This window comes from Cytobacillus sp. FSL R7-0696 (assembly GCF_038006865.1).
Classification (GTDB): domain Bacteria; phylum Bacillota; class Bacilli; order Bacillales; family Cytobacillaceae; genus Cytobacillus; species Cytobacillus kochii.
On the sequence record NZ_JBBOWA010000001.1, the window covers coordinates 4,668,439 to 4,690,050 of the forward strand.

Annotated in this window: 17 protein-coding genes, 1 pseudogene and 1 riboswitch; of the genes and pseudogenes, 8 read left to right on the forward strand and 10 right to left on the reverse strand. The window is 36.2% G+C overall.

All coding sequences use genetic code 11. The features are described from left to right. Positions 1-40: 40 nt before the first annotated feature. The 6 genes from MKX29_RS23735 to MKX29_RS23760 form a co-directional block, all read right to left on the reverse strand. The gene (locus MKX29_RS23735) at positions 41-1,219 is read right to left on the reverse strand and encodes an anti-sigma factor domain-containing protein (RefSeq protein ID WP_341108106.1); all 1,179 of its coding nucleotides are present in this window, start codon (positions 1,217-1,219) and stop codon (positions 41-43) included. Beyond that, complete coding sequence (gene sigI, locus MKX29_RS23740) at positions 1,216-1,971, reverse strand: RNA polymerase sigma-I factor (protein WP_224937804.1); 756 nt, start codon at positions 1,969-1,971, stop codon at positions 1,216-1,218. The genes MKX29_RS23735 and sigI overlap by 4 nt, the downstream gene beginning before the upstream one ends. Before the next feature lie 415 nt (positions 1,972-2,386). Continuing rightward, positions 2,387-3,766: a Na+/H+ antiporter NhaC gene (gene nhaC, locus MKX29_RS23745; RefSeq protein ID WP_341108109.1), complete on the reverse strand. Its 1,380-nt coding sequence runs from the start codon at positions 3,764-3,766 to the stop codon at positions 2,387-2,389. A gap of 538 nt (positions 3,767-4,304) precedes the next feature. Next, a complete protein-coding gene (locus tag MKX29_RS23750) occupies positions 4,305-5,885 on the reverse strand; it encodes a peptide chain release factor 3 (protein WP_341108111.1) in 1,581 nt (526 codons plus the stop codon). A 240-nt stretch (positions 5,886-6,125) separates the two neighbouring features. After that, positions 6,126-6,320: a twin-arginine translocase TatA/TatE family subunit gene (locus MKX29_RS23755; protein ID WP_341108113.1), complete on the reverse strand. Its 195-nt coding sequence runs from the start codon at positions 6,318-6,320 to the stop codon at positions 6,126-6,128. A 202-nt stretch (positions 6,321-6,522) separates the two neighbouring features. Continuing rightward, positions 6,523-7,161 carry a cell wall hydrolase gene (locus MKX29_RS23760; protein WP_224937801.1) on the reverse strand — a complete coding sequence of 213 codons (639 nt, stop codon included), beginning with the start codon at positions 7,159-7,161 and terminating at the stop codon, positions 6,523-6,525. Positions 7,162-7,346: 185 nt separating this feature from the next. Beyond that, positions 7,347-7,459: riboswitch (TPP riboswitch) on the forward strand. Positions 7,460-7,539: 80 nt separating this feature from the next. Between MKX29_RS23760 and MKX29_RS23765 the strand changes: the two genes are divergently transcribed. The 4 genes from MKX29_RS23765 to MKX29_RS23780 are packed head-to-tail and all read left to right on the forward strand — an operon-like array spanning position 7,540 to position 10,329. Further along, a complete protein-coding gene (locus MKX29_RS23765) occupies positions 7,540-8,547 on the forward strand; it encodes an ABC transporter substrate-binding protein (protein WP_289433391.1) in 1,008 nt (335 codons plus the stop codon). Further along, complete coding sequence (locus tag MKX29_RS23770; protein ID WP_224937799.1) at positions 8,547-8,837, forward strand: thiamine-binding protein; 291 nt, start codon at positions 8,547-8,549, stop codon at positions 8,835-8,837. Before MKX29_RS23765 ends, MKX29_RS23770 begins: the two co-directional genes overlap by 1 nt. Further along, positions 8,837-9,601, forward strand: a complete 765-nt coding sequence (locus MKX29_RS23775; RefSeq protein WP_341108117.1) for an ABC transporter permease — start codon at positions 8,837-8,839, stop codon at positions 9,599-9,601. The genes MKX29_RS23770 and MKX29_RS23775 overlap by 1 nt, the downstream gene beginning before the upstream one ends. Then, the gene (locus MKX29_RS23780; protein WP_224937797.1) at positions 9,598-10,329 is read left to right on the forward strand and encodes an ABC transporter ATP-binding protein; all 732 of its coding nucleotides are present in this window, start codon (positions 9,598-9,600) and stop codon (positions 10,327-10,329) included. Before MKX29_RS23775 ends, MKX29_RS23780 begins: the two co-directional genes overlap by 4 nt. A gap of 93 nt (positions 10,330-10,422) precedes the next feature. Here MKX29_RS23780 and MKX29_RS23785 read toward each other — a convergent pair whose 3' ends face one another. Next, the gene (locus MKX29_RS23785) at positions 10,423-10,947 is read right to left on the reverse strand and encodes an RNA polymerase sigma factor (RefSeq protein WP_224937796.1); all 525 of its coding nucleotides are present in this window, start codon (positions 10,945-10,947) and stop codon (positions 10,423-10,425) included. Positions 10,948-11,649: 702 nt separating this feature from the next. On the opposite strand from MKX29_RS23785, the gene MKX29_RS23790 reads away from it, so the two are divergent. Then, on the forward strand, positions 11,650-15,972 hold the full coding sequence (locus tag MKX29_RS23790) for a S8 family serine peptidase (protein WP_341108122.1): 4,323 nt from the start codon (positions 11,650-11,652) through the stop codon (positions 15,970-15,972). A gap of 68 nt (positions 15,973-16,040) precedes the next feature. Here the strand turns inward: MKX29_RS23790 and MKX29_RS23795 are convergent. The 3 genes and pseudogenes from MKX29_RS23795 to MKX29_RS23805 form a co-directional block, all read right to left on the reverse strand. Then, positions 16,041-16,121 (reverse strand): annotated as a pseudogene (locus tag MKX29_RS23795) (YjcZ family sporulation protein); the annotation flags it as partial. Between the two features lie 113 nt (positions 16,122-16,234). After that, positions 16,235-16,339 carry a YjcZ family sporulation protein gene (locus MKX29_RS23800; RefSeq protein ID WP_095369741.1) on the reverse strand — a complete coding sequence of 35 codons (105 nt, stop codon included), beginning with the start codon at positions 16,337-16,339 and terminating at the stop codon, positions 16,235-16,237. A gap of 1,212 nt (positions 16,340-17,551) precedes the next feature. Then, a complete protein-coding gene (locus MKX29_RS23805; protein ID WP_341108124.1) occupies positions 17,552-18,085 on the reverse strand; it encodes a GbsR/MarR family transcriptional regulator in 534 nt (177 codons plus the stop codon). Positions 18,086-18,583: 498 nt separating this feature from the next. On the opposite strand from MKX29_RS23805, the gene MKX29_RS23810 reads away from it, so the two are divergent. The 3 genes from MKX29_RS23810 to MKX29_RS23820 are packed head-to-tail and all read left to right on the forward strand — an operon-like array spanning position 18,584 to position 21,579. Beyond that, on the forward strand, positions 18,584-19,837 hold the full coding sequence (locus MKX29_RS23810) for a quaternary amine ABC transporter ATP-binding protein (RefSeq protein ID WP_224937791.1): 1,254 nt from the start codon (positions 18,584-18,586) through the stop codon (positions 19,835-19,837). A gap of 2 nt (positions 19,838-19,839) precedes the next feature. Continuing rightward, the gene (locus MKX29_RS23815) at positions 19,840-20,679 is read left to right on the forward strand and encodes an ABC transporter permease (RefSeq protein WP_224937790.1); all 840 of its coding nucleotides are present in this window, start codon (positions 19,840-19,842) and stop codon (positions 20,677-20,679) included. 12 nt (positions 20,680-20,691) lie between these two features. After that, a complete protein-coding gene (locus MKX29_RS23820; protein ID WP_224937789.1) occupies positions 20,692-21,579 on the forward strand; it encodes a glycine betaine ABC transporter substrate-binding protein in 888 nt (295 codons plus the stop codon). Positions 21,580-21,612: the final 33 nt, after the last annotated feature.

A 21,612-nucleotide genomic window follows, 5' to 3' on the forward strand; every position in this document is an offset into this window, starting at 1 on the left:
GTTCAACTCGGACTTTTTATTATACCCATAAATCTTGCAATTATGGTGATTCTTTATTATATTTTTTCCTTTCATTATTTTTATCCCTTTTTTCGTTATTGTGCTTGTCTTGATCATGCCTATCACGCCATCCATTATCGTCATGAACATCGGAATTATCGGTATCATTTTGTTCTTTCTCAGCATCATTTTTATTTTTATTTTTATGTTTATGTTCCCCTTTAAAGTTATAATTTTCAATCTCCTTATTAGTGACAGACGAAGAGTCATTGTGTTCATCATCAGCATGCTTCTTATAACGAAACTTCTTCTCTTCAACCTCTTTTTTTGGTATTGATTCATTTGCCTCTATATTTGGATCGATAGCTTCATTATCATCAGAAGTAGGCACTGTCCCCTTCTCTTCCTTCACTTCTATGGATGTTTCATTTTCCTTTTCTTTTTCTTTTTTTATTTCACTTTCTTTGTTATCTTCCTTACTTTCTTCTTTATCACTTTCAGTCTTTTTTTCTTCCTCTGATTCATTTACATTCGATTTTGCGGTATTGTCATATTCAGTCTTCTCGTTCAACTCCATGTATGCCCCTAGAGTAAGTCCTTTTTCTTGAGCTAACTCTCGTTCTGTTTTAGAGCCTTTAATTAAATGCAAACTTACATCTTCTTCATTTAATTCCCTTGTAACAAAGTCAGTATGTTTCCTTAATCTTTCTTCTTCTAAATATTGATCTGACATGATGACTGTGGCGAACGTTAATTCTCTTCCTTTTTGCATATATCCCTGACTCTTACAAATTGATAGGATATCTGAAAATATCGTATCAAATTGTTTATTTTGCCAACCCGCTATCTCTTGAATGATTTTTTTTCCATCTGCATTGTAACCCTTCAATTGTATCACTTCGAATTGTTCATTTACGGCTAATTCAATACTTGGATTAATATCAATAGTCATATAAGCATAGATTGTCTGTTCAGAATGATTAGGCCATAAGGATAAGCCTAAAAAGGAAAGAATAAATACAGCAGCAAGCATAATCATTTTTACATATTTCGGTTTTTTAACAGATCCTACCTTAGGATTTTTCATCACAGGCTCAAACTCAATCTCTTGACCTATTTCATATATTGCTTCGTATTTATAGCTAAAATAAAATTCACCTTCATTTGTTAAAAGTGTTAAGAAACGTTCATCAATAGCGACAATCACTCCTCTTTTCACGTTTCTAACACCCCTTTCAAATAATCCTTTAAATAGACAAAGTCATTACATAAAACTAATGTCATTGCAATAATGTATTTACGATTTCTTTCAATTGTTTTTCTACTTACTTTTATTCTTGATTCCATATGCTTGATTGGTAATTTCTTGGTGGAATATAACATGTCTTTCAACATCACATCATTGGCAATTAATTGGGCAATTTCAATTGCTGTCCTTCTTGCATCGGCATGTTTTGGCGAGCATTTTACAATTTCTTTGAAACTAATACCAAAATGAGATAAATCATTCGTGAACTTAATTATTTCTTCTTTCCTTGCCTGTTGATCTTGTATTTCTAAGTAGCCCCTTATCGATATTTCTGATTCTATTAATGCACTGGCTTGCTCATTCGAACCATCCTCATAGTGATGGCTAGCATCTAAACTAAGGTTTTGATGTTTCGATTGCTGTCTAATATAATCAATGACTCTTCGTTTAATAACAACCTCAGCAAAAGAAACGAAACTCGTTCCTTTTGCTCGATTATAATTATTAATAGCATCATTAAAGGCGATTAAACCCACGCTAAATTCATCATCGGAATCATATATAAACCTCCTGCAAACTAAAGATACCGACTTAGCTACAAAAGGTCTAAATTTATCTATAAACACATCTCTTAATTGTCGATCACCATTTTGAATGGCATAAACTTCTTCTTCAATGGTTTTATGTTGTGTCTTTAGGCCTCTAAACAGTGATTTAATCATGCACTCACCTCTTTATTCACCCAAATTATAACACAGGAAAATTAGATGAATTGTGCATGAAGACTTGCCACAAACTTTATTACCCTATCTTTACAAATATACGGGTAAAATTAGAAAATTATAGGGGTAAAGAATATTTTTATACCACATTCACTACAATATAATGACAAAAGTTGTGCAACTTTCATACTTGTGCAATATAACTAAAAAAATGTTATCAAAAATTAAAATATATTAAAACGTCATCGAGATCTAGATTACATTTACTAAAATAAGGCGAAAGCGAGAATATTTTATGAACCTATTTCAATTATTTTACATCCTTTTTTATTAAAGAAATAAAAAAAGCCAATTTTCTCTTCATCTATTAGAAATCTAGAAGAGAAAATGGCTTATATCATACAAATTGAAATGATTACTGCTTCTTCATTGTCCAACCAGTCCAACCATATAAAATAGTCATTAATGGACTTATTAAGCAAAATAAGGCAAATGGCAAGTAGGTTAATGTATTAACATCTAGCACTGTCGTGAGAAAGATTCCACAAACACTCCACGGTACAAGAGGATTAACCACTGTACCAGCATCTTCTAAAACCCTGGATAAATATCGAGGATGCAAGTTCGCTTTATTAAAAGATTCTTTATAAGCATTACCTGTTAATAAGATAGATAAATACTGCTCACCTACAATAAAATTGATACCAACTGCAGTTGAAGCAGTTGCTGAAATTAATGGGCCACGTTTAGATAAGTAGTCAGTAATCCCACGAATAAGTGCTGCTAATATCCCTAATTTAATAAATAACCCTCCCATTGCTAAAGCCAACAGGACAAGTGAAATAGAGAAAAACATACTTTCTATTCCACCTCTAGTTAATAATGAGTCGATATCCTCAATCCCACTATTTGATGTATAACCACTAAATAAAATAGTAATAAGCTTACCCAAATTCATTTCATTTTGCACAAAGAAGGAAACAATAATTGCAGTAACAATCGAAGATGCTAATGTAATTAAAGCAGGTATTTTCTTTATCGCTAATACAACTAATACAAGAAAAGGAATGATTGCATACCATTTCACCAACCCTAGCGTTAATAAACCATCCTGCATTTCATTAATTTTTACTAAGCTGGCCTCTCCCATTCCCTTCGGTGAGATTAGGAAAAAAATAATAAAGGATAAGATAAATACAGGGATCGTTGTCATACTCATTGTTTTAATATGATCAAATAAATCAACCCCAACTGTCATGGATGCTAAATTCGTTGTATCAGACAGTGGAGACATTTTATCTCCAAAAAATGCGCCTGAGATAATTGCACCTGCAGTAATAGCCGGATTTAAATCTAATGCACCACTCAATCCCATAAATGCAACACCAATCGTCGCTGCTGTTGTTAATGAACTGCCAATACTCATACCAATAATAGCGGTAACAACAAAAGAAATGGCATAAAAATAATTCGGTCCTACAATATCTAAAGAATAATAAATGAACGTTGGAATGGTCCCGCTTGCCATCCAACTACTTATTAACATACCAATAAAAAAGAATAAAAATGTAGCGCCAAGCCCTGACTTTGTCCCATCCATCATGCCTTGTTCTATTTCTTTATACTTAACGCCTTTACATAATCCATAACTAATTAAAAAGATCATCGATAATACAATGGGAATATGTGGTGGTGCCTCAAGGGCAATCATACAATAACTTATACCACTAAGGAGAATAATTGTGATAAGTATAGCTTCCCATGTTTTTACTTTGATGCTTGGTTCTTGTTGCATAATAAACTAACCTCCAATATTTCTAAAAGCGTAAAAAAAGAGCTCATAAATCCCTTATTTAGGGACGAATGATCTCCGCGGTACCACCCTAATTGACAAGACACCACACTTGTCCACTTCATCTATTTTAACCTTTATAGGTAGGTGTAATTCGAAAAATTTATGACCTGAACTTTCACCAACCATTCAGTCTCTTTAACTGTTCATAAATCATCTACTGGCACTACCGGTTAAATTATATTAAAACTAAGAATACTATTTTGCTTAAACGCTTTTATGCACTAAAGTATTTTTATAACGTATTTATACTATAATCTGTATTTCATTTACTGTCAATCATTATTTTCATATAAATAATTTGACCTTAACCTATACTTTACGGACAACTACCGTTGCTAAAACTCGTCTGTGTATCAACCTCCTTCTTTAAAAAACAAGATGAGGTTCGTGCCAAATATATCAGCGTTGGACGATTGATTGCTTAAATAATGATATATAAAAAAACACGCACAAAAATTGTGCGTGCCTGTAATTATATTTATTGTTGCTGCTGATCCATCGGATTATATAATGGTACATCTGGATTTTTATCTTGGAACCATCTAAGAGCAAAATCATTTTCAAACAGAAACACTTGATGTTCATATCGATCCTTCACAAGTAAACTACGCGAGCTAGAAAGGTTATCGTAATTGTTCTCACCTTCAACCCATCTTGCAATTTTAGAGCCTAACCTCTCCATTAAGACTTCCGTGTTATATTCGTTTTTCATCCGATGTTCAAATACTTCAAATTGTAATTGTCCAACTGCTCCAAGTAAATACTCATCTGTTTTCACCGTTTTAAAAAGCTGAATAGCCCCCTCTTGCACTAGCTGTTGAATCCCTTTATGAAAATGCTTTTGCTTCATTACATTCTTTGCTGTCACTCGAACAAATAATTCGGGGGTGAACTGAGGTAGTCTTTCAAATTGGAAACCATTTTTATCACTTGTCAATGTGTCACCAATCTGATATGTTCCTGGATCATAAATCCCAATGATATCGCCACTTACAGCTTCGTTAACGGTACTACGATCATCTGCCATAAATTGTGTCGATTGTGCTAATTTCACTTGTTTACCAAGACGCGGAATATTTACACTCATCCCTCGTTCAAATTTACCTGAACAAATTCTAAGAAAAGCGATTCTATCCCTATGTGCAGGATTCATATTCGCTTGAATTTTAAAGATAAACCCTGAGAAGTCTTCTGTTAAAGGATTGATTTCTCCAACAGTCGATTCTCTTGGTTGAGGAGAAGGAGCAAACTGTAAATAAGATTCCAAAAACGTTTGCACACCAAAATTAGTCAAAGCACTGCCAAAGAAAACAGGTGTTAAATCCCCTGAAGCAATGCGGTCACGCGAAAATTCATTACCCGCTTCATTTAATAACATAATTTCTTCTAACGTTTGTTCATAAAGCCCTGATTGTTTTAGAGCATGTTCTTCGTTAATTTCTCCTTCATCATTCAATTCAAGGAAACGATCCTCTTCATCTACCCTAAATTGTTCAATACGATTATTAAAACGATCATAAATGCCTAAAAACTCTTTCCCCATTCCTATTGGCCAATTCATCGGATATGATTCAATCCCCATTACTTCTTCTAATTCAGCTAAAAGCTCTAACGGCATCTTACCTTGTCGATCCAATTTATTGATAAATGTAAAAATAGGGATACCTCTCATACGGCAAACTTTAAAGAGTTTTAAAGTCTGATCCTCGATCCCCTTTGCTGAATCAATGATCATAACTGCACTATCCACTGCTGTTAATGTACGATAAGTATCTTCACTGAAATCTTGGTGTCCTGGTGTATCTAAGATATTGATTTTAGCATGATTATACTCAAACTGCATAACACTAGACGTAACCGAAATACCACGTTGTTTTTCTATTTCCATCCAGTCACTTGTTGCATATTTCCCTGTCTTTTTCCCTTTAACAGTCCCTGCATCACGAATGGCCCCTCCGAATAAAAGAAGCTTTTCTGTTAAGGTTGTTTTCCCAGCATCCGGGTGGGAAATAATTGCAAATGTTCGACGCGATAATACTTCGTCTTTAAATGTACTCATAATAAAATTCCTCACTAACATGTATAAATTCTTATCTGTCGCTACTGCGTACCCTCAATTTTATCCTTGTATTAGAAACTTTGCAATGCGTAATCAATATATGGCATTTTCTTTAAAAAGATAACCAATGAGTTTGCACGTTTTATACACAATATATAATCCTCTTGTCATCCAAGCTTAAATGCAAGTTTCATTACAAACAAAAAAGCTGACATAAGATATGCCAACTTTTAGTTGAAATTACTTCTCTAAATTGTTTTTCTTCTTCTCATTAGAGTCATCATCATCATTAGCTAAACCTTTAGCAGAGTTTTTAAACTCTTTCAACGTCTCTCCCACAGCTCGTCCAATTTCAGGTAACTTCTTCGGCCCGAAAATAATGAGGGCCAGTACAAGTATAAGAATGAGACCTGGTATACCAATATTTGATAACATAGTATCACTCCTTTATGTAAGACATAACGTAAGGTGATTATTTATATTTCAATTCCCATTATAATTGAACACCAAATAAAGGCAAGTAAATTCCTTATTAGCAATCCTTTTTAACACGATAAAAAGAGCCTCATGTGACTGATGTCACCCATGGCTCCTTATCATTAGTTCATCTTCGTTCAATAAGATAGAAGGGTTTGCTTTACATAGAAAAACGGTGATTACCGATTTCTGTAACAACTTCTCTCGTATTCAACCAAGATTGCGGTACGATTGTTGGATTGTGGAAAAAGACCGTTTCATCTGGCAATGCATGATTTTTCATTGCTTGCTTTACTGCTTTTTTTGCTTCTTTATCTGCAGGCTTATTAATCGAACCATTATCAACTGGTTGAAATTGCTTATTTTCATAAATAACACCACGAATGGTATCAGGAAATCGTTCGTCCTGCACTCGATTAATCACAACTTCTGCAACAGCTACCTTTCCTTCAAACGGTTCGCCTTTCGCTTCTGCATGGATAAGTCTTGCTAAAAGATCCTTCTCCTCAGATGTTAACGAAATGTCAGGCTTCTTTTCTTTCTTTTCTTTTTCCTCTACTTTAGGAACGATAAGCTTATCACCTTTTTGAACCGTTCGATCTTCTAGGTGATTCATCATTGTTAATTCTTCCTCAGACACTTCTAATTGATCAGCAATGGAAGAAATTGTTTCGTTCCCTTTAACCTCATATATATCATAAACATCTAATGTCTCAGCATAAACGCGTAAATCAGCAGATTGGATGAAATGGACTAAAAACAATGTACTCGCTGCAAAGATAACTGCAATCAGTTTCAATATTTTTTCCTCCATTCAAATATACATTTAAATCAAAATAACAAAATTAAGACTAACATGGATAGAAAGACTACTTCAAACGCAATGTTTTCCATGGGTAATCAGGATATTTCTCCCATCTTAATTTAGACTAGCATTATAATAAACTTCTGCTATAATAATGGTGGAAATAAAAACGCAAATAAACCAAAATGTGGGGGGACCAGTAATTGCTGGTTGAGATTTCATCCGTTTTAGATGATGACCCTTTGAACCTGATCTGCCTCATAGCAGCGTAGGGAACATATTTAAAACAATTCATATGTTTTTGATATGCGCCCATGGTGAATCCTTTGGGCGTTTTTTATTTCCTTCAAAAAATAAAAAGGAGGAAATGGAATGAAAGGATGGTTCATATTGCTTCTTTTCAGCGTGTTTCTATTAGCTGGGTGCGGGAATTCCAGTGAAGATGCACAAACAGAAATGGGAGAAAATGAATTAAAAAAAGTAAACTTTGTACTTGATTGGACCCCAAATACAAATCATACGGGCATTTATGTTGCAGCAGCAGAGGGTTACTTCGCAGAAGAAGGATTAGAAGTTGAAATCATGATGCCAGGCGAAACAGGGGCGGATCAGCTCATCGCTTCAGGAAAAGCAGATTTTGGCGTAAGTGTACAAGAAGCAATCACGCAAGCTAGAGTCCAAGATGTGCCAATCGTCTCGATTGCAGCCATCATCCAACATAATACCTCGGGGTTTGCTTCACCAGTTAGCAAAAACATTCACACGCCGAAAGATTTTGAAGATCATACGTATGGTGGGTTCGGTGCACCTGTTGAAAAATCAGTGATTGATTCTTTAATGAAAAATGATCATGCAGATATTAATAAAGTCTCCATTCTTAATATAGGTGACACAGACTTCTTTACAGCTGTTAAACGAGATGTTGATTTTTCTTGGATTTATTATGGGTGGACAGGAGTAGAAGCGGAATTACGTGGTGAGGAATTAAACATGATATATCTGACTGATTACTCCAAAAAACTAGATTACTATACACCCGTTATTGCTACGAATGAAAAGATGATTCATAAAAATGCTGATATTGTTCAAGCCTTTATGAAAGCCGTTTCCAAAGGGTACACATTTGCAATTGAACAACCAGAAAAGGCTGCAAACATTTTACTTGCAGCTGCGCCTGATTTAGATGAAGAATTGGTAAAAGCATCTCAATTCTGGCTAGCAGAGCGATATCAAGATGATGCAGCACAATGGGGAGAACAAGACTTATCAGTATGGGAGAATTATGCTGATTGGATGCTTGAATATAATCTATTAGATAAACCATTAGATGCAGAGGAAGCATTTACAAATCAATTTTTACCAAATGGAGGGAATAAATAATGGCAAAAGCTTTAGTAAGTATACAAATCATTCCAAAATCAGCTAACGGACTAGACGTTATCGCTCTTGTAGACGAAGCGATTTCGATTATTGATAAAGCTGGTATTCCATATGAGGTAAACTCTTTAGAAACGACTATGGAAGGTCATTTATCAGAACTGTTTCCTATCATAACAAAAATGAATGAACGTATGGTTGAGCTTGGAAGTCCGAATGTTATTTCTCAAATTAAAGTTCTTTACCAGCCAGAAGGCATCACTTTAAATACATTAACTGAGAAGTACCGCTAATGTTGCAGAAGTTTATAAAAAGCTGGAGCGCTTTATTGGTGCTCTTGCTTTTAATTATTTTGTGGGAAACCGCTGTAATGCTATTTGCTATACCACCATGGTTACTTCCTGCTCCAACAAGTATTCTATCTGAAGCAATAGCCGGGTGGGATTCCCTTACCCCCCACCTATTATCAACCATACAATTGACCACCACAGGACTTGTAATTGGTACTACGATTGGAATTTTTACTGCTATCACGCTTCATCTAGTTCCGTTTTTAAAAGAAGCAATCTACCCTTTACTCATATTATCTCAAAACATTCCAATTATTGTGTTAGCACCATTACTCGTCGTTTGGTTTGGGTTCGGTTTATTACCTAAATTAATCGTGATCACCCTTGTTTGTTTTTTTCCTATTGTCATAGCCACATTAAACGGTTTCGAGCATACACCTAAAAACCTGAAACATTATATGCTTATGGCTGGTGCAAGTAAATGGCAGTTATTTTGGAAGCTAGAACTCCCCTTTTCATTATCATCCTTATTTTCCGGGATTAAGATTTCTGCTACATATAGTGTAATGGGCGCGGTTATTTCTGAATGGCTAGGTGCGAAAAATGGCCTAGGTGTGTATATGACGCTCGCTTCTTCTTCTTTCAGAACAGATCGCGTCTTTGTGGCCATTATCATTATTATGATCATGAGCTTAATACTTTTGGGCTTTATTCATCTCATCGAAAGTAAACTGGTACGTTGGCATATAAAGGAGAAGCAAATATGAGTCTTTTACAACTTAAATCTATTGAAAAAAGATATTCAAGAAATCATGTAATAAAAGATATTTCTATGACAGTAAATGAAGGTGAATTCGTTTCAATTATCGGACCTTCAGGTAGTGGTAAAAGTACATTATTTAATTTAATCGGTGGAATGATGCCACCCGATAATGGTGTCATCCTTTTAAATGGACAACCTATTATAAATAAAAAAGGTTCTGTTAGTTATATGCCTCAATCGCCCTCCCTACTCCCATGGAGAACAGTCTTACATAACGTAATGTTAGGACAAGAATTAAGTGGGGAGATCGGCAATAAAGTGCAAGCGACTAAAATGCTGGAACGGGCAGGATTGATTCATGAACTTGAAGCACTCCCTCATGAACTCTCAGGTGGGATGAAACAAAGAGTGGCATTCATTCGTGCATTACTTAGTCCTCAACCAATCATTTTATTAGATGAACCATTTGCTGCATTAGATGAATTCACAAGATTAAGCTTACAAAAATGGCTGCTCGATATATGGGAACAGAATAGAAAGACGATTGTATTTATCACTCACCATATTGAAGAAGCGATCTTTTTATCCGATACGATTTATGTGTTATCAAACAAACCAACGACGGTTAAAGAAAAATTAACCGTCCCTTTCTCTCGCCCAAGACATGAAGATATCATCTTAAGTTCCGAACTTCTATCCTTAAAGAAAAGAATCAAACAATTATTGGAGTAAAACGCCACGTGATTTAAAAGCGTATATCTTATCTTCTCTAGAGAAATAAGATATACGCTTTTACAAAAATAATGGCAAAAAATAAGCCATCTATCATAATAGATGGTAATGATCCCCATATGTGTTTTTCCAAATTTTCTTTAATGATTTAATAGCTCTCGTTGTGGTAATTCTCACCTTGTCTTCTCTCCAACCTAAAATTTCTGCAGTTTCTTTTATGGTACATTCTTTTATTTTTCTTAACACTAGTACATTTCGATAATTCGTTTTCAAGTGATTTATTGCCTGATATAACGCATGAACCCCCTCATCCTGAATAAATTGTTCTTCTGGAATAGAACGATTTTTTATCCAAGCTTTATTTAAATATAACTCCTGTTGTAACTTCTGTTGTTTTCTAATAAAATCAATCGTCGTATTTTTAGCAATACTGAATAACCAACTATGGATTTTGTCTTGGTGCTCAACCTGATTCTTTGATATAAAAGCTTTAATAAATGTTTCTTGCGTTAGATCTTCCGCTGTTTCTTGTTGCTCAATCATTGAATAAATAAACCTAAAGATTTGATGATGATAAATACGATAGATTTCAATAAATGATTGGCCGTCTGATCCCAACCCCTTTTCATCCTTTCTTTATCTTTCCTAATATTACAATTCCAAAGAAACTCGAAATTTCCTTCTTTTCCTTTTCTAAAAAAAGCGACAAGTTTTTTCTAGAAAATAAGACAAGATTACTTTCAGTTTTAAACGAAACTATTTACCTAATACAAAAAACTTTCCATAACCTCCGTACTAATTTTCCTATACTCTCTCTATTTAGTTCCTTTTTAGTGAAACATACCCTGCAACATTTATTTCCACTATTGAATACACAAAAAATTATTTCTTTTTACCCATAGAACGAACATCAAACTCCTCTCCTCTTACTATCGACCCTATACTTATGAACGCAATCAAAAGACTTATAAAAAATTGTAAGATTTTCCAACACAATTACTAATTACTTAATTTTCTAAAAATTTAATCAATTACCTGTCCTTTTTTTAGAAAACAAGCAAAGAATCGGCAAAAATTCTCATAGCATTGGATTCAAATGTACTAATTATTGATTTGTTCGCTATTACGATTAACTCATTTTAAAAAACGAACAAAAAAATTCGACATTTTCCGACAACTTCGAAGCCCTTCGTTAGCTAGAGTGTTAATCATAAGGAGAGCTACTTTTATTTTAAAAAGTAAACACTCCTTCAATATATAAGGAGGTGAATAACAAGGATCATTCAAATATAATGAAAACATTTTTAGGAGGGGAATTACTTGAAGCGTAAAAGAAAAAATGGTTGGTTTCGTCTACTAAGTATTGCCATGATTGCTTTCTTAATCGTGCCAATGATGTTTCCTAGCATCAGCTCTGCTAGTAATAAAGGTGTAAGTACCTCTGTAGCAAAGTCAGCTAGTGAAGTAGCAGAAAACAAAATAAGCAAAACATTGACGAAAGAATTTAAAAAAGAAGAACAAGTCACATTTTTAGTGAAATTCAAAGAGAAAGCTGATCCTCAACAATCTGCACAAAAAGCAGAAAAAGCTGCAGCTGCTCAAAAACAGTCTGCTGCTCAAGCAAAATATATGAAACGTTCAGCTATTGTTTCAGATATGAGAACAGTGGCAATTGAATCACAAGATAATGTGCTTTCTTACCTTGAAAAACAAGAAAAGAAAGGGAACGCGAAAGAAGTTCAATCTTTCTTTATCGTAAATGCGGTTGCTGTTACAGCAACTAAAGATGTAATGGAACAACTCGCTACTTTCCCTGAAGTGGAAAAAATTCTACCAAATGAAACAAGAAAGCTACATACACCAACGGTAGAAGAGCAAGCAAAAGCGGAAGAAGCTGGTAAGATCAATAATATTGAATGGAATATTGATCATATCGGAGCACCTGCTGTGTGGGAAATGGGCATAGACGGTTCAGGTACAGTTGTTGCTTCCATTGACACAGGTGTTCAATGGAATCACCCAGCATTAAAAGAGAAATATCGTGGGTTTGATCCTGCTAATCCAGAATCACCAAATCATGAGTACAATTTCTTCGACGCTGTAAGTGGCAATGAAGAATCTTATGATGACCACGGTCACGGTACGCATGTAACGGGTACTATGGTTGGTTCTGAGCCAGACGGTGGCAACCAAATCGGTGTTGCGCCTGGCGCAGAATGGATTGCTGCTAAAGCATTAGATGCTGGCGGTAGCGGTTCTGATGCTCAATTAATTGCAGCTGGTGAGTGGATTTTAGCCCCTACAGATGCTGAAGGGAATCCAAACCCAGCAATGGCGCCAGATGTGGTTAACAATTCTTGGGGCGGCGGTCCTGGAATCGATGATTGGTATAGAGAAGTAGTTCAAGCATGGCGTGCTGCTGAAATCTTCCCTGAATTCTCTGCAGGAAATACAACTTTATTTAATCCAGGTGGTCCTGGTTCAGTTGCGAACCCTGGTAACTTACCAGAAGCGTACACAACTGGAGCAACGGACATCAATGATAACCTAGGAAGCTTTTCATTATTAGGACCTTCCCCTTATGGAGGCATTATTAAACCAGATATTTCAGCTCCTGGTGTAAATATCCGCTCATCGGTACCTGGCAGTGGATATGAAGGTGGCTGGAACGGGACTTCCATGGCAGGTCCACATGTTGCAGCTGTTGCAGCTCTTCTTAGACAAGTGAATGCAAGTTTAACTGTTGAAGATATGGAAGAGATTATTTCTTCTACTGCGATACCTTTAACAAATGAAACATATACAGAGGTACCTAACAATGGCTTCGGTAATGGATTAGTAAACGCTTACGATGCTGTTAACTCTATCTTAGATGGATTGGGGACAATTAAGGGTACTGTCGCTAAAGATGGCGAAGATGAAGAAGCACCAACATTAGAACATGAAGCAATTGAAGAAACTTATGCTGGTATGGATTTACCACTAGAAGTTTCAGCTGCTGACAATGTAAGTGTAACAAATGTAACCGTTGAATATACAGCTGCTGATGGAAGCACAAAAACAGTTACAGCTACACGTGATAGCGGGGATTACAAATCTGGCACGTATAGTACAGTTATTCCAGGAGATGACATTGCTGAACCTTCTGTCTCCTATAAATTCATTGTGACTGACTTCGGTGGAAACACTGTTGAAAGTGATATGTATGAGGTATCTGTATTGCCTGGTATTACAGTTGGCTATTCAACAGACTTTGAATCCACACCAGCTGGCTGGACTTCTTCTGGCGCCGCTAATAACTGGGAGTGGGGTGTACCGACTACAGGTCCTGAAAGTGCTTTCTCTGGAGAAAAAGTATTTGCAACTGGCTTAGACAGTCAATATGCAAGTAATGCAAACATGACACTTGTTATGCCTCCTATCGATTTACCAGAAGGAAATAGCTTTTTACAATTTAAACAATGGTATAACATCGAAAATAATTATGATTATGGCCATGTTTTCGTCTCAACAGACCAAGAAAATTGGACTCAACTTGCTAGATATACTAATCTTTCAAATGATTGGGTTGATGGCGAGGTTGATTTAAGTGAATATGCAGGTCAAAGGGTTTATATCGGCTTTAACTTAACAACTGATGGTTCTGTAACCAGACCTGGTTGGTACATTGATGATGTTGCATTAACAGACACACCACTTGAAACTGCGAAAACTGGAAAAGTTACATTAGAAAAGAAAGATACGAAAACTGAAGCAAAAAAAGACGCGAAACCAGTAAACGCTGATAAGATCCAACCTAATACGGAAAATGCTACAGTTGAAAAAGGATCTGACAAAAAAGCAACTCCTATGTCTTTACCACTTGGTGCAAAGGTGAGTGTACTTGAATCAGGTAGATCTGTAAATACGAACCCTGCTGATGGTTCTTACCAATTAGTTCACGCGGCTGGCGAATTTACTCTTTTAGCAGAAACATATGGATTTGCTTCAGAAACGCAAACCGTAAATGTTGAAGCAGATGGAGAAGCAGTTGCAAACTTCGTCTTAGATGAACTACCTCAAGGGACAATTAATGGTTCAGTAACAAATGAAAGAACAGGTGAACCAATTACTGGAGCAACTATCCTTCTTGTTGAGGATGCAAAAGTAACACCAGTTACATCAGATGAAAATGGTAACTACTCAATTACGGCTTATGAAGGTGAATACACTCTACGTGTAATGGCTAACTCTTATTCAAGTAAAGATGTGACGGTTACACTTGATGAAGAAAACGTGGAAGTAAATATCGAACTAAAACCATTCATCGGTTTTGAAGGTGAAATTGGCTATGATGATGGTACAGCTGAAAACGCACGTGCATTCTATGATGCTGGCAATGGCTGGGGTGTTCGTATGAGTCTTGAAGAGGGTCAAGAATCTGCAATGGTTACTGGCGGTTTATTCCGATTCTGGGATACATCTTTTCCAACACCTGGTGGAACAGATTTCCAAGTTGCGATTTATGATGCAACAGAAAATGGTACCCCTGGTGAAAAACTAGCTGGACCTATTGATGCAACAGCATTAAGAAATGGTGAATGGACACATGTCGATCTTGCCACTGAAGGTGTAACAGTAGATGGTGATTTCTTCATGGTTTATATTCAAACAGACCCTAACCCTAATGCTCCTGGATTAGGAACAGATGAGAATGGAGATAACGCTGGACGAAGCTTCCAATTAGTTGGTGGCGCTTGGTCAGCTTCACCTGCTGCTGAAGGAAACTATATGATTCGTGCGGTAGTAAACTATGAATTAACATCACCAACTATTACTTCCCCAGCTGATGGAAGTTATACTAATGAAGAAACAGTAACTGTGGAAGGTTCAACACAACCAAATGTGGATGTTAAAGTGTACAATGGTGATGAAGAAGCAGGAACAACAACTGCTAGTGCAGAGGGTGAATTCAGCTTAGATGTTGAATTAAATGAAGGTGAAAATGTCTTAACTGCTACAGGTGTAAGCGAGGTTGGTGAAACGGATCCTTCAGAGCCAGTGACAATTACATTAGATCAAGAAGCTCCATCACTTGCTATTACTAGTCCTGAAGATGGTTCGAAAACAAATAAAGAAGCGGTGACTGTAGAAGGAACGGTTTCTGATGACCACTTAGATACTGTTACAGTAAATGGCCAAAATGCAAATGTATCTGATGGTACATTCTCAAAACGTATTTTATTAGATGAAGGTACAAACGAAATTACAGTTGTTGCTACTGACGAAGCGGGTAACTCTTCGACTGAAACTGTAACAATTGAAGCCAAATACTCAAGCCTTGATATTGAAAATCTTCAACCAGGTGAAGATAAAGAATTAGCCGCTGGTCAAACAGTGAAAATTGAATTTGACAGCGAGCCAGGCTTAAAAGCAACATTTGCATTAAAAATGCCTTTAACAAACTTACGTGCACAAACCACAAACGTAAATGACCTACCAATTATGGAAACATCTCCAGGTCACTATGTTGGTTATTATACTGCAACTTCTAATGTTGTAGCTCCTGGTGCAGAAATTGAAGTCACTGTTAAAGATAGCTTTGGCAATAAAGCAACGGAAATCGCTGAAGGAAAACTTTATATTAATGCACCAATAGATTAATTATTTTGCCCAAATGAAATAAAAAGAGGGAGATGCCTTTATTGGCATCCCCTCTTTTTATTTAGCAATTATCTAAAACAAGCAGCTCCAACGATGATTAAAAGGATGAATAATACAACGATCAGTGCAAAACCGCCACCGAAACCGCCACATCCGCCACCGTATCCGTAACCGCCATAACCGCAGCCTCCACCGTAACCATACATAAAAAGATCTCCTCCTATTTTTTATATTTACCCTTTATCCCAAAACCATTAGGTGATTAGCAGCAGCCACCGTATCCCCAAGAAGCTCCAATAATCACTAACAAAATAAATAAAACAACTAGGAGTGCAAAGCCTCCACCGTATCCAAATCCTTCTGACATTTGAATAACCTCCTTTATCTTGATTCTATATATCCTATTCAACTAACCTAATATGTGCGATAGTCAAATGCACATTTTTAGGGCAAATAACTATAGGCTTATCCAAGAGGAGTGTATTTTCTGTCTCTTGAACCCCTTCATCCAACTCTTACCGGTTTATATATAAATTGCTCGGCTTTCTTTTCTGGTTTACGTTCTGAAGAATGCCGTGCAAACCTATTTTGCGAAGCACTCATTTATCAATTTTCTACTGAGTGAACTGCTAATCCCTTTTCCGTAGCTCTCTCTCAACGATTTCCTTCTGAGTGACTTGCTAATCCCTTTGCCTTAGCACTCACCCTTCGATTTCCTTTTGAGTGACTTGCTAACCCCTTTTCCGTAGCTCTCTTTCATCGTTTTCCTTCTGAGTGACTTGCTAACACCATTTCCGTAGCTCTCTTTCATCGTTTTCCTTCTGAGTGACTTGCTAATCCCTTTGCCTTAGCACTCACCCTTCGATTTCCTTTTGAGTGACTTGCTAACCCCTTTTCCGTAGCTCTCTTTCATCGTTTTCCTTCTGAGTGACTTGCTAATCCCTTTTCCGTAGCACTCACCCTTCGATTTCCTTCTGAGTGACTTGCTAATCCCTTTTCCTTAGCACTCACTCATAGATTTCCTTCTGAGTGACTTGCTAATCCCTTTTCCGTAGCACTCACCCTTCGATTTCCTTCTGAGTGACTTGCTAATCCTTTTTGCGAAGCACTCACTCATCGATTTCCTTCTGAGTGACTTGCTAACCCCTTTTCCGTAGCTCTCATTCATCGTTTTCCTTCTGAATACGCGCAAGTCCATTCTGCTCGGCGTTCCTAATATTCTCATCCCCTGAATGCAGCGCATGTTTAATGTAATCTAACAATATATATATGGTTATTAGTTATGTATGCACCTATGAAGCTATCTTCCTTTTCTCCTGAGAACGGTGATTCTCCATACTGAGACGCTCCTTTTTTTGTCCACCTCTTTTATCTCAGTAACTGAGACCACATTTTATGTGAACCAACATTAAAAGCCACAGCAACTAGAGCTGTGGCTTTCAGAGTGTAGACAAACTTCTTTTTCAAAAATTCATTTGAAGAAAAAGGGGTTTTGTTTCTTTTTTAGTTATATATTTGGTGGTTTCTGTTACGTAACAACACCATATATTGATAGGTTAGTAATTATATAAAACGTTATTTAAGAATTTTCCTTTGGCACAAGTTGATAAATTTCACCTGTTTCAAAACTATTCACTAATCGCCCTAACCAATCATAATAATTTAGCGCCTCGTGTAATTTTGTTACATCTTCACGAGCTGCTGCTAAAACCTCTTCTGGAGCATTTTCCTCTTCTAATAATAAATTGATTTCCTTTAATGATTTCTCGATTGCGGAAATATTCATGGAAATACTCGGTCTCCACTTCGTTGTAAAAAGATCAACAAAAGTTTGATGCCAATCTTCTTCTGCTTGATACTGATCTTTTCTTGATCCTTTTTTCCATACTTTTTCCAACATTTTTAATTCTAATAAGTTCCTCACTGATGTACTCATACTAGTTTTACTCATACCTAGTTCTTCTTTCATTTCATCTAACGTCATTGGTTCTGCTTGAAAATATAATAAACCATATAACCTACCTACAGATGGTGTTATCCCGTAAAGATTCATATTTTGAGAAATGGTTTCAATTACTCTTTCTCTTGCTTTGTCTAACCTTTCTTCATACATTTTTTCATCATCACACCCATTTATTTTCATAGTAGTAATTATTATTCGTCATTCAATGCTGACCTGCCATGTCTTGAAACTTATAATTTTAGCTTATCATTTTTTCCTCCTATGTAAAGAAAGCACAACAATTGGAATATCGAGCATTCGAGAGCATTTATAAGAATTCACTGTATACAGTTCGTACAGTTTTTACTGTACAAACTATATTATAGAATATGCTAATATATGAACTTTGCTCTTATTTCTCTAAACTCCTACAATTAAGGAGGTCGTAATTCACAGGAAAATAGAACGAGGATTCATAATTAAGAATGATGAAAATTGTCTCATTTTGTAGTTTTTGTTACAAAATGATTAATAATATAACGGTTTGATTGCGTATATTTCACAAAGTAGGTAAATACAAAAAGTACCTAATAACAAAAACCATTACATTCGAATATGATCCAAATCCTGTAAAAACAAACATATATAAGTTTAAAACGAGGTGAAACAATGGATGAGAGAGCAAAAAAAATTAGCGTAAGTCAAGTATCAAAAATATTTGGCAAAAACACTAAAAAGGCCACTCAACTCTTAAATGAGGGCCAAAGTAAAAATGAAATTCTTAAACAGACGGGTGCAACCATTGGTGTTAACCAAGCCAATTTTGATGTTTATGATAGTGAAATTTTCGTCATAATGGGACTTTCTGGTAGTGGTAAATCTACATTAGTAAGAACCCTCAACCGACTCATCGAACCAACAACTGGAGACATTTTTATTGATGGAAAGAACATTACAAAAATGTCCAAGGACGAACTAAGAGAAACTCGAAGAAAGAAAATAAGCATGGTTTTTCAAAAGTTTGCCCTACTCCCCCATCGTACCATTCTAGAAAATACAGAATATGGCTTAGAAATTCAAGGAATGGCCAAGGATACCCGTAAACAAAAAGCCCTTGATGCATTAAAACTTGTTGGACTTGAAGGTTATGAGAATCAATATCCTGATCAACTAAGTGGTGGTATGCAACAGCGTGTTGGGTTAGCAAGAGCTTTAGCAAATGATACGGATATTTTATTAATGGATGAAGCTTTTAGCGCTCTTGACCCGTTAATTCGAAAAGATATGCAAGATGAACTCCTTGATTTACAAAGCTCGATGGCAAAAACGATTGTCTTCATTACACATGACTTAGATGAAGCGCTAAGAATCGGGGATAGAATTGCGTTGATGAAAGATGGTGCCATTGTACAAATTGGTACACCTGAAGAGATTCTGATGAACCCATCTAATCAATATGTTGAAAGATTCGTTGAAGATGTGGATTTATCGAAAGTACTTACAGCTCAACATGTAATGAAGAGAGCGGAAACTGTGCAGGTAGATAAAGGACCAAGAGTAGCTCTACAATTAATGAAGAAACTAGGTATTTCAAGTATTTATGCTGTTGATAAAAAGAAAAATATTCGCGGTATTGTCCATGCAACAGCAGCAAAAGAAGCAGTTGATTCAGGAAAAACAATCGAAGAGATATTAGATACAAGTTATCAAACAGTAACGGAAGATACCGTACTTACAGATCTCTTTGATATTGTTTCTACTGCCTCCATTCCTGTAGCAGTGGTAAACGAAAATGGCCGCTTGAACGGTATTCTCGTTCGTGGTGCCGTAATTGCTGCACTCGCAGGCAATAACGATGCCATTAATGATTTTGAACATGATACGAGTACAACTCAAGATCAATCTATTAAGGAGGTGTACTAATCATGGAAGAAAGCTTTATTCCTAAAATTCCCGTCGCAAGCTGGATAGATGCCTTTGTAGATTGGCTGACTGTTACTTTTGCGATTGTATTTGACGGTATTACGATTGCACTTGAAGCGATTGTAAATGGTATGAATACAGTGTTAATGGTTATCCCAGCATTGATTTTAATCATTATTTTAGCATTACTTGCGTGGAAATTGGCTAGCAAGGGCATTGCTCTTTTCACATTGATTGGACTGTTATTAATACAAAATCTCGGCTATTGGGAAGGTATGTTACAAACTCTATCCCTTGTCTTAACATCGGTTATTATTACCGTCATTATTGGACTACCAATAGGTGTTTGGGCTTCACAAAAAAGAACTGTACAACAAATTGTTACACCCATTCTTGACTTTATGCAGACTATGCCGGCATTCGTTTATTTAATTCCAGCTATATTCTTCTTTAGTATTGGGGTTGTACCAGGTGTAGTTGCCTCTGTCATTTTTGCTGTACCACCGACTATCCGTTTAACCATTCTTGGGATTCAACAAGTCCCTACCGATATTATTGAAGCAACTGAAGCTTTTGGATCAACTGTAAAACAACGATTACTAAAAGTACAACTACCGTTAGCAACACCGACGATTATGGCAGGTATTAACCAAAGTATTATGCTTTCTTTATCAATGGTTGTTATTGCATCAATGGTTGGTGCGCCAGGTTTAGGTGCGGATGTTTATCGTGCAGTAACACAGATTCAAATTGGTACAGGTTTTGAAGCAGGTCTTGCGATTGTCGTTATGGCTATTATCCTTGACAGGCTTACTCAAAATATAGGAAAGAAAAAAAACTAGGAGGACTCTAACATGAAGAAAAAATGGTTATCTTACTTAATGGTTCCAGCTGTCGCATTAGGACTAGCAGCATGTGGATCAAATGAAACAGACGAAAATGCAACTGTAGGAGATCAGGTTGATCACGAAATTATTGGTATCGACCCTGGTGCAGGCATTATGAAAGCGGCAAATTCAACACTTGAAGAATATGAATTAAGTGATTGGACTTTAGTTGAAGGCTCTAGTGCGGCAATGACAGCTTCATTGAAAAAGGCTTATAATGCCGAAGAACCTATTATTATTACAGGCTGGAGTCCACATTGGATGTTCTCACAATTTGATCTAAAATATTTAGAAGACCCTAAAGGTACTTTTGGAGAAGAGGAAAATATCCATACAATCGTTAGAAATGGTCTAGCTGAAGACAAGCCAAGCGCTTATCAAGTATTAGATGCTTTCAATTGGGATGAAGAACACATGAATGATGTGATGGTGAAGATTTCGGAAGGACAAGATCCTGCAGAAGCAGCAGCTGAATGGGTTGAGAATAACCAAGACCTCGTATCAGAATGGACTGATGGTGTTGAATCCGTTGATGGTGAAAAACTTAGCTTAGGCTATGTTGCTTGGGATACTGAAATCGCAAGTACAAATGTTATCAGTAAAGTTTTAACTGATTTAGGTTACGATGTAACTCTTAGTCAAGTTGAGGCGGGTCCAATGTGGACTGGTGTTGCTGAAGGTAGTCTTGATGCCCATGTTGCTGGATGGTTACCTTTAACTCATGCTGATTATTATGATAAATTTGAAGGTAAATTTGAAGATCTCGGTTCTAACTTAGAAGGAACGAAATTAGGAATAGTTGTACCTGAATATATGGATATTGATTCTATTGAAGATTTAAAAACAGCTGAATAAATGAATACAAAACAGCAGTGAGTTAATGCTCAC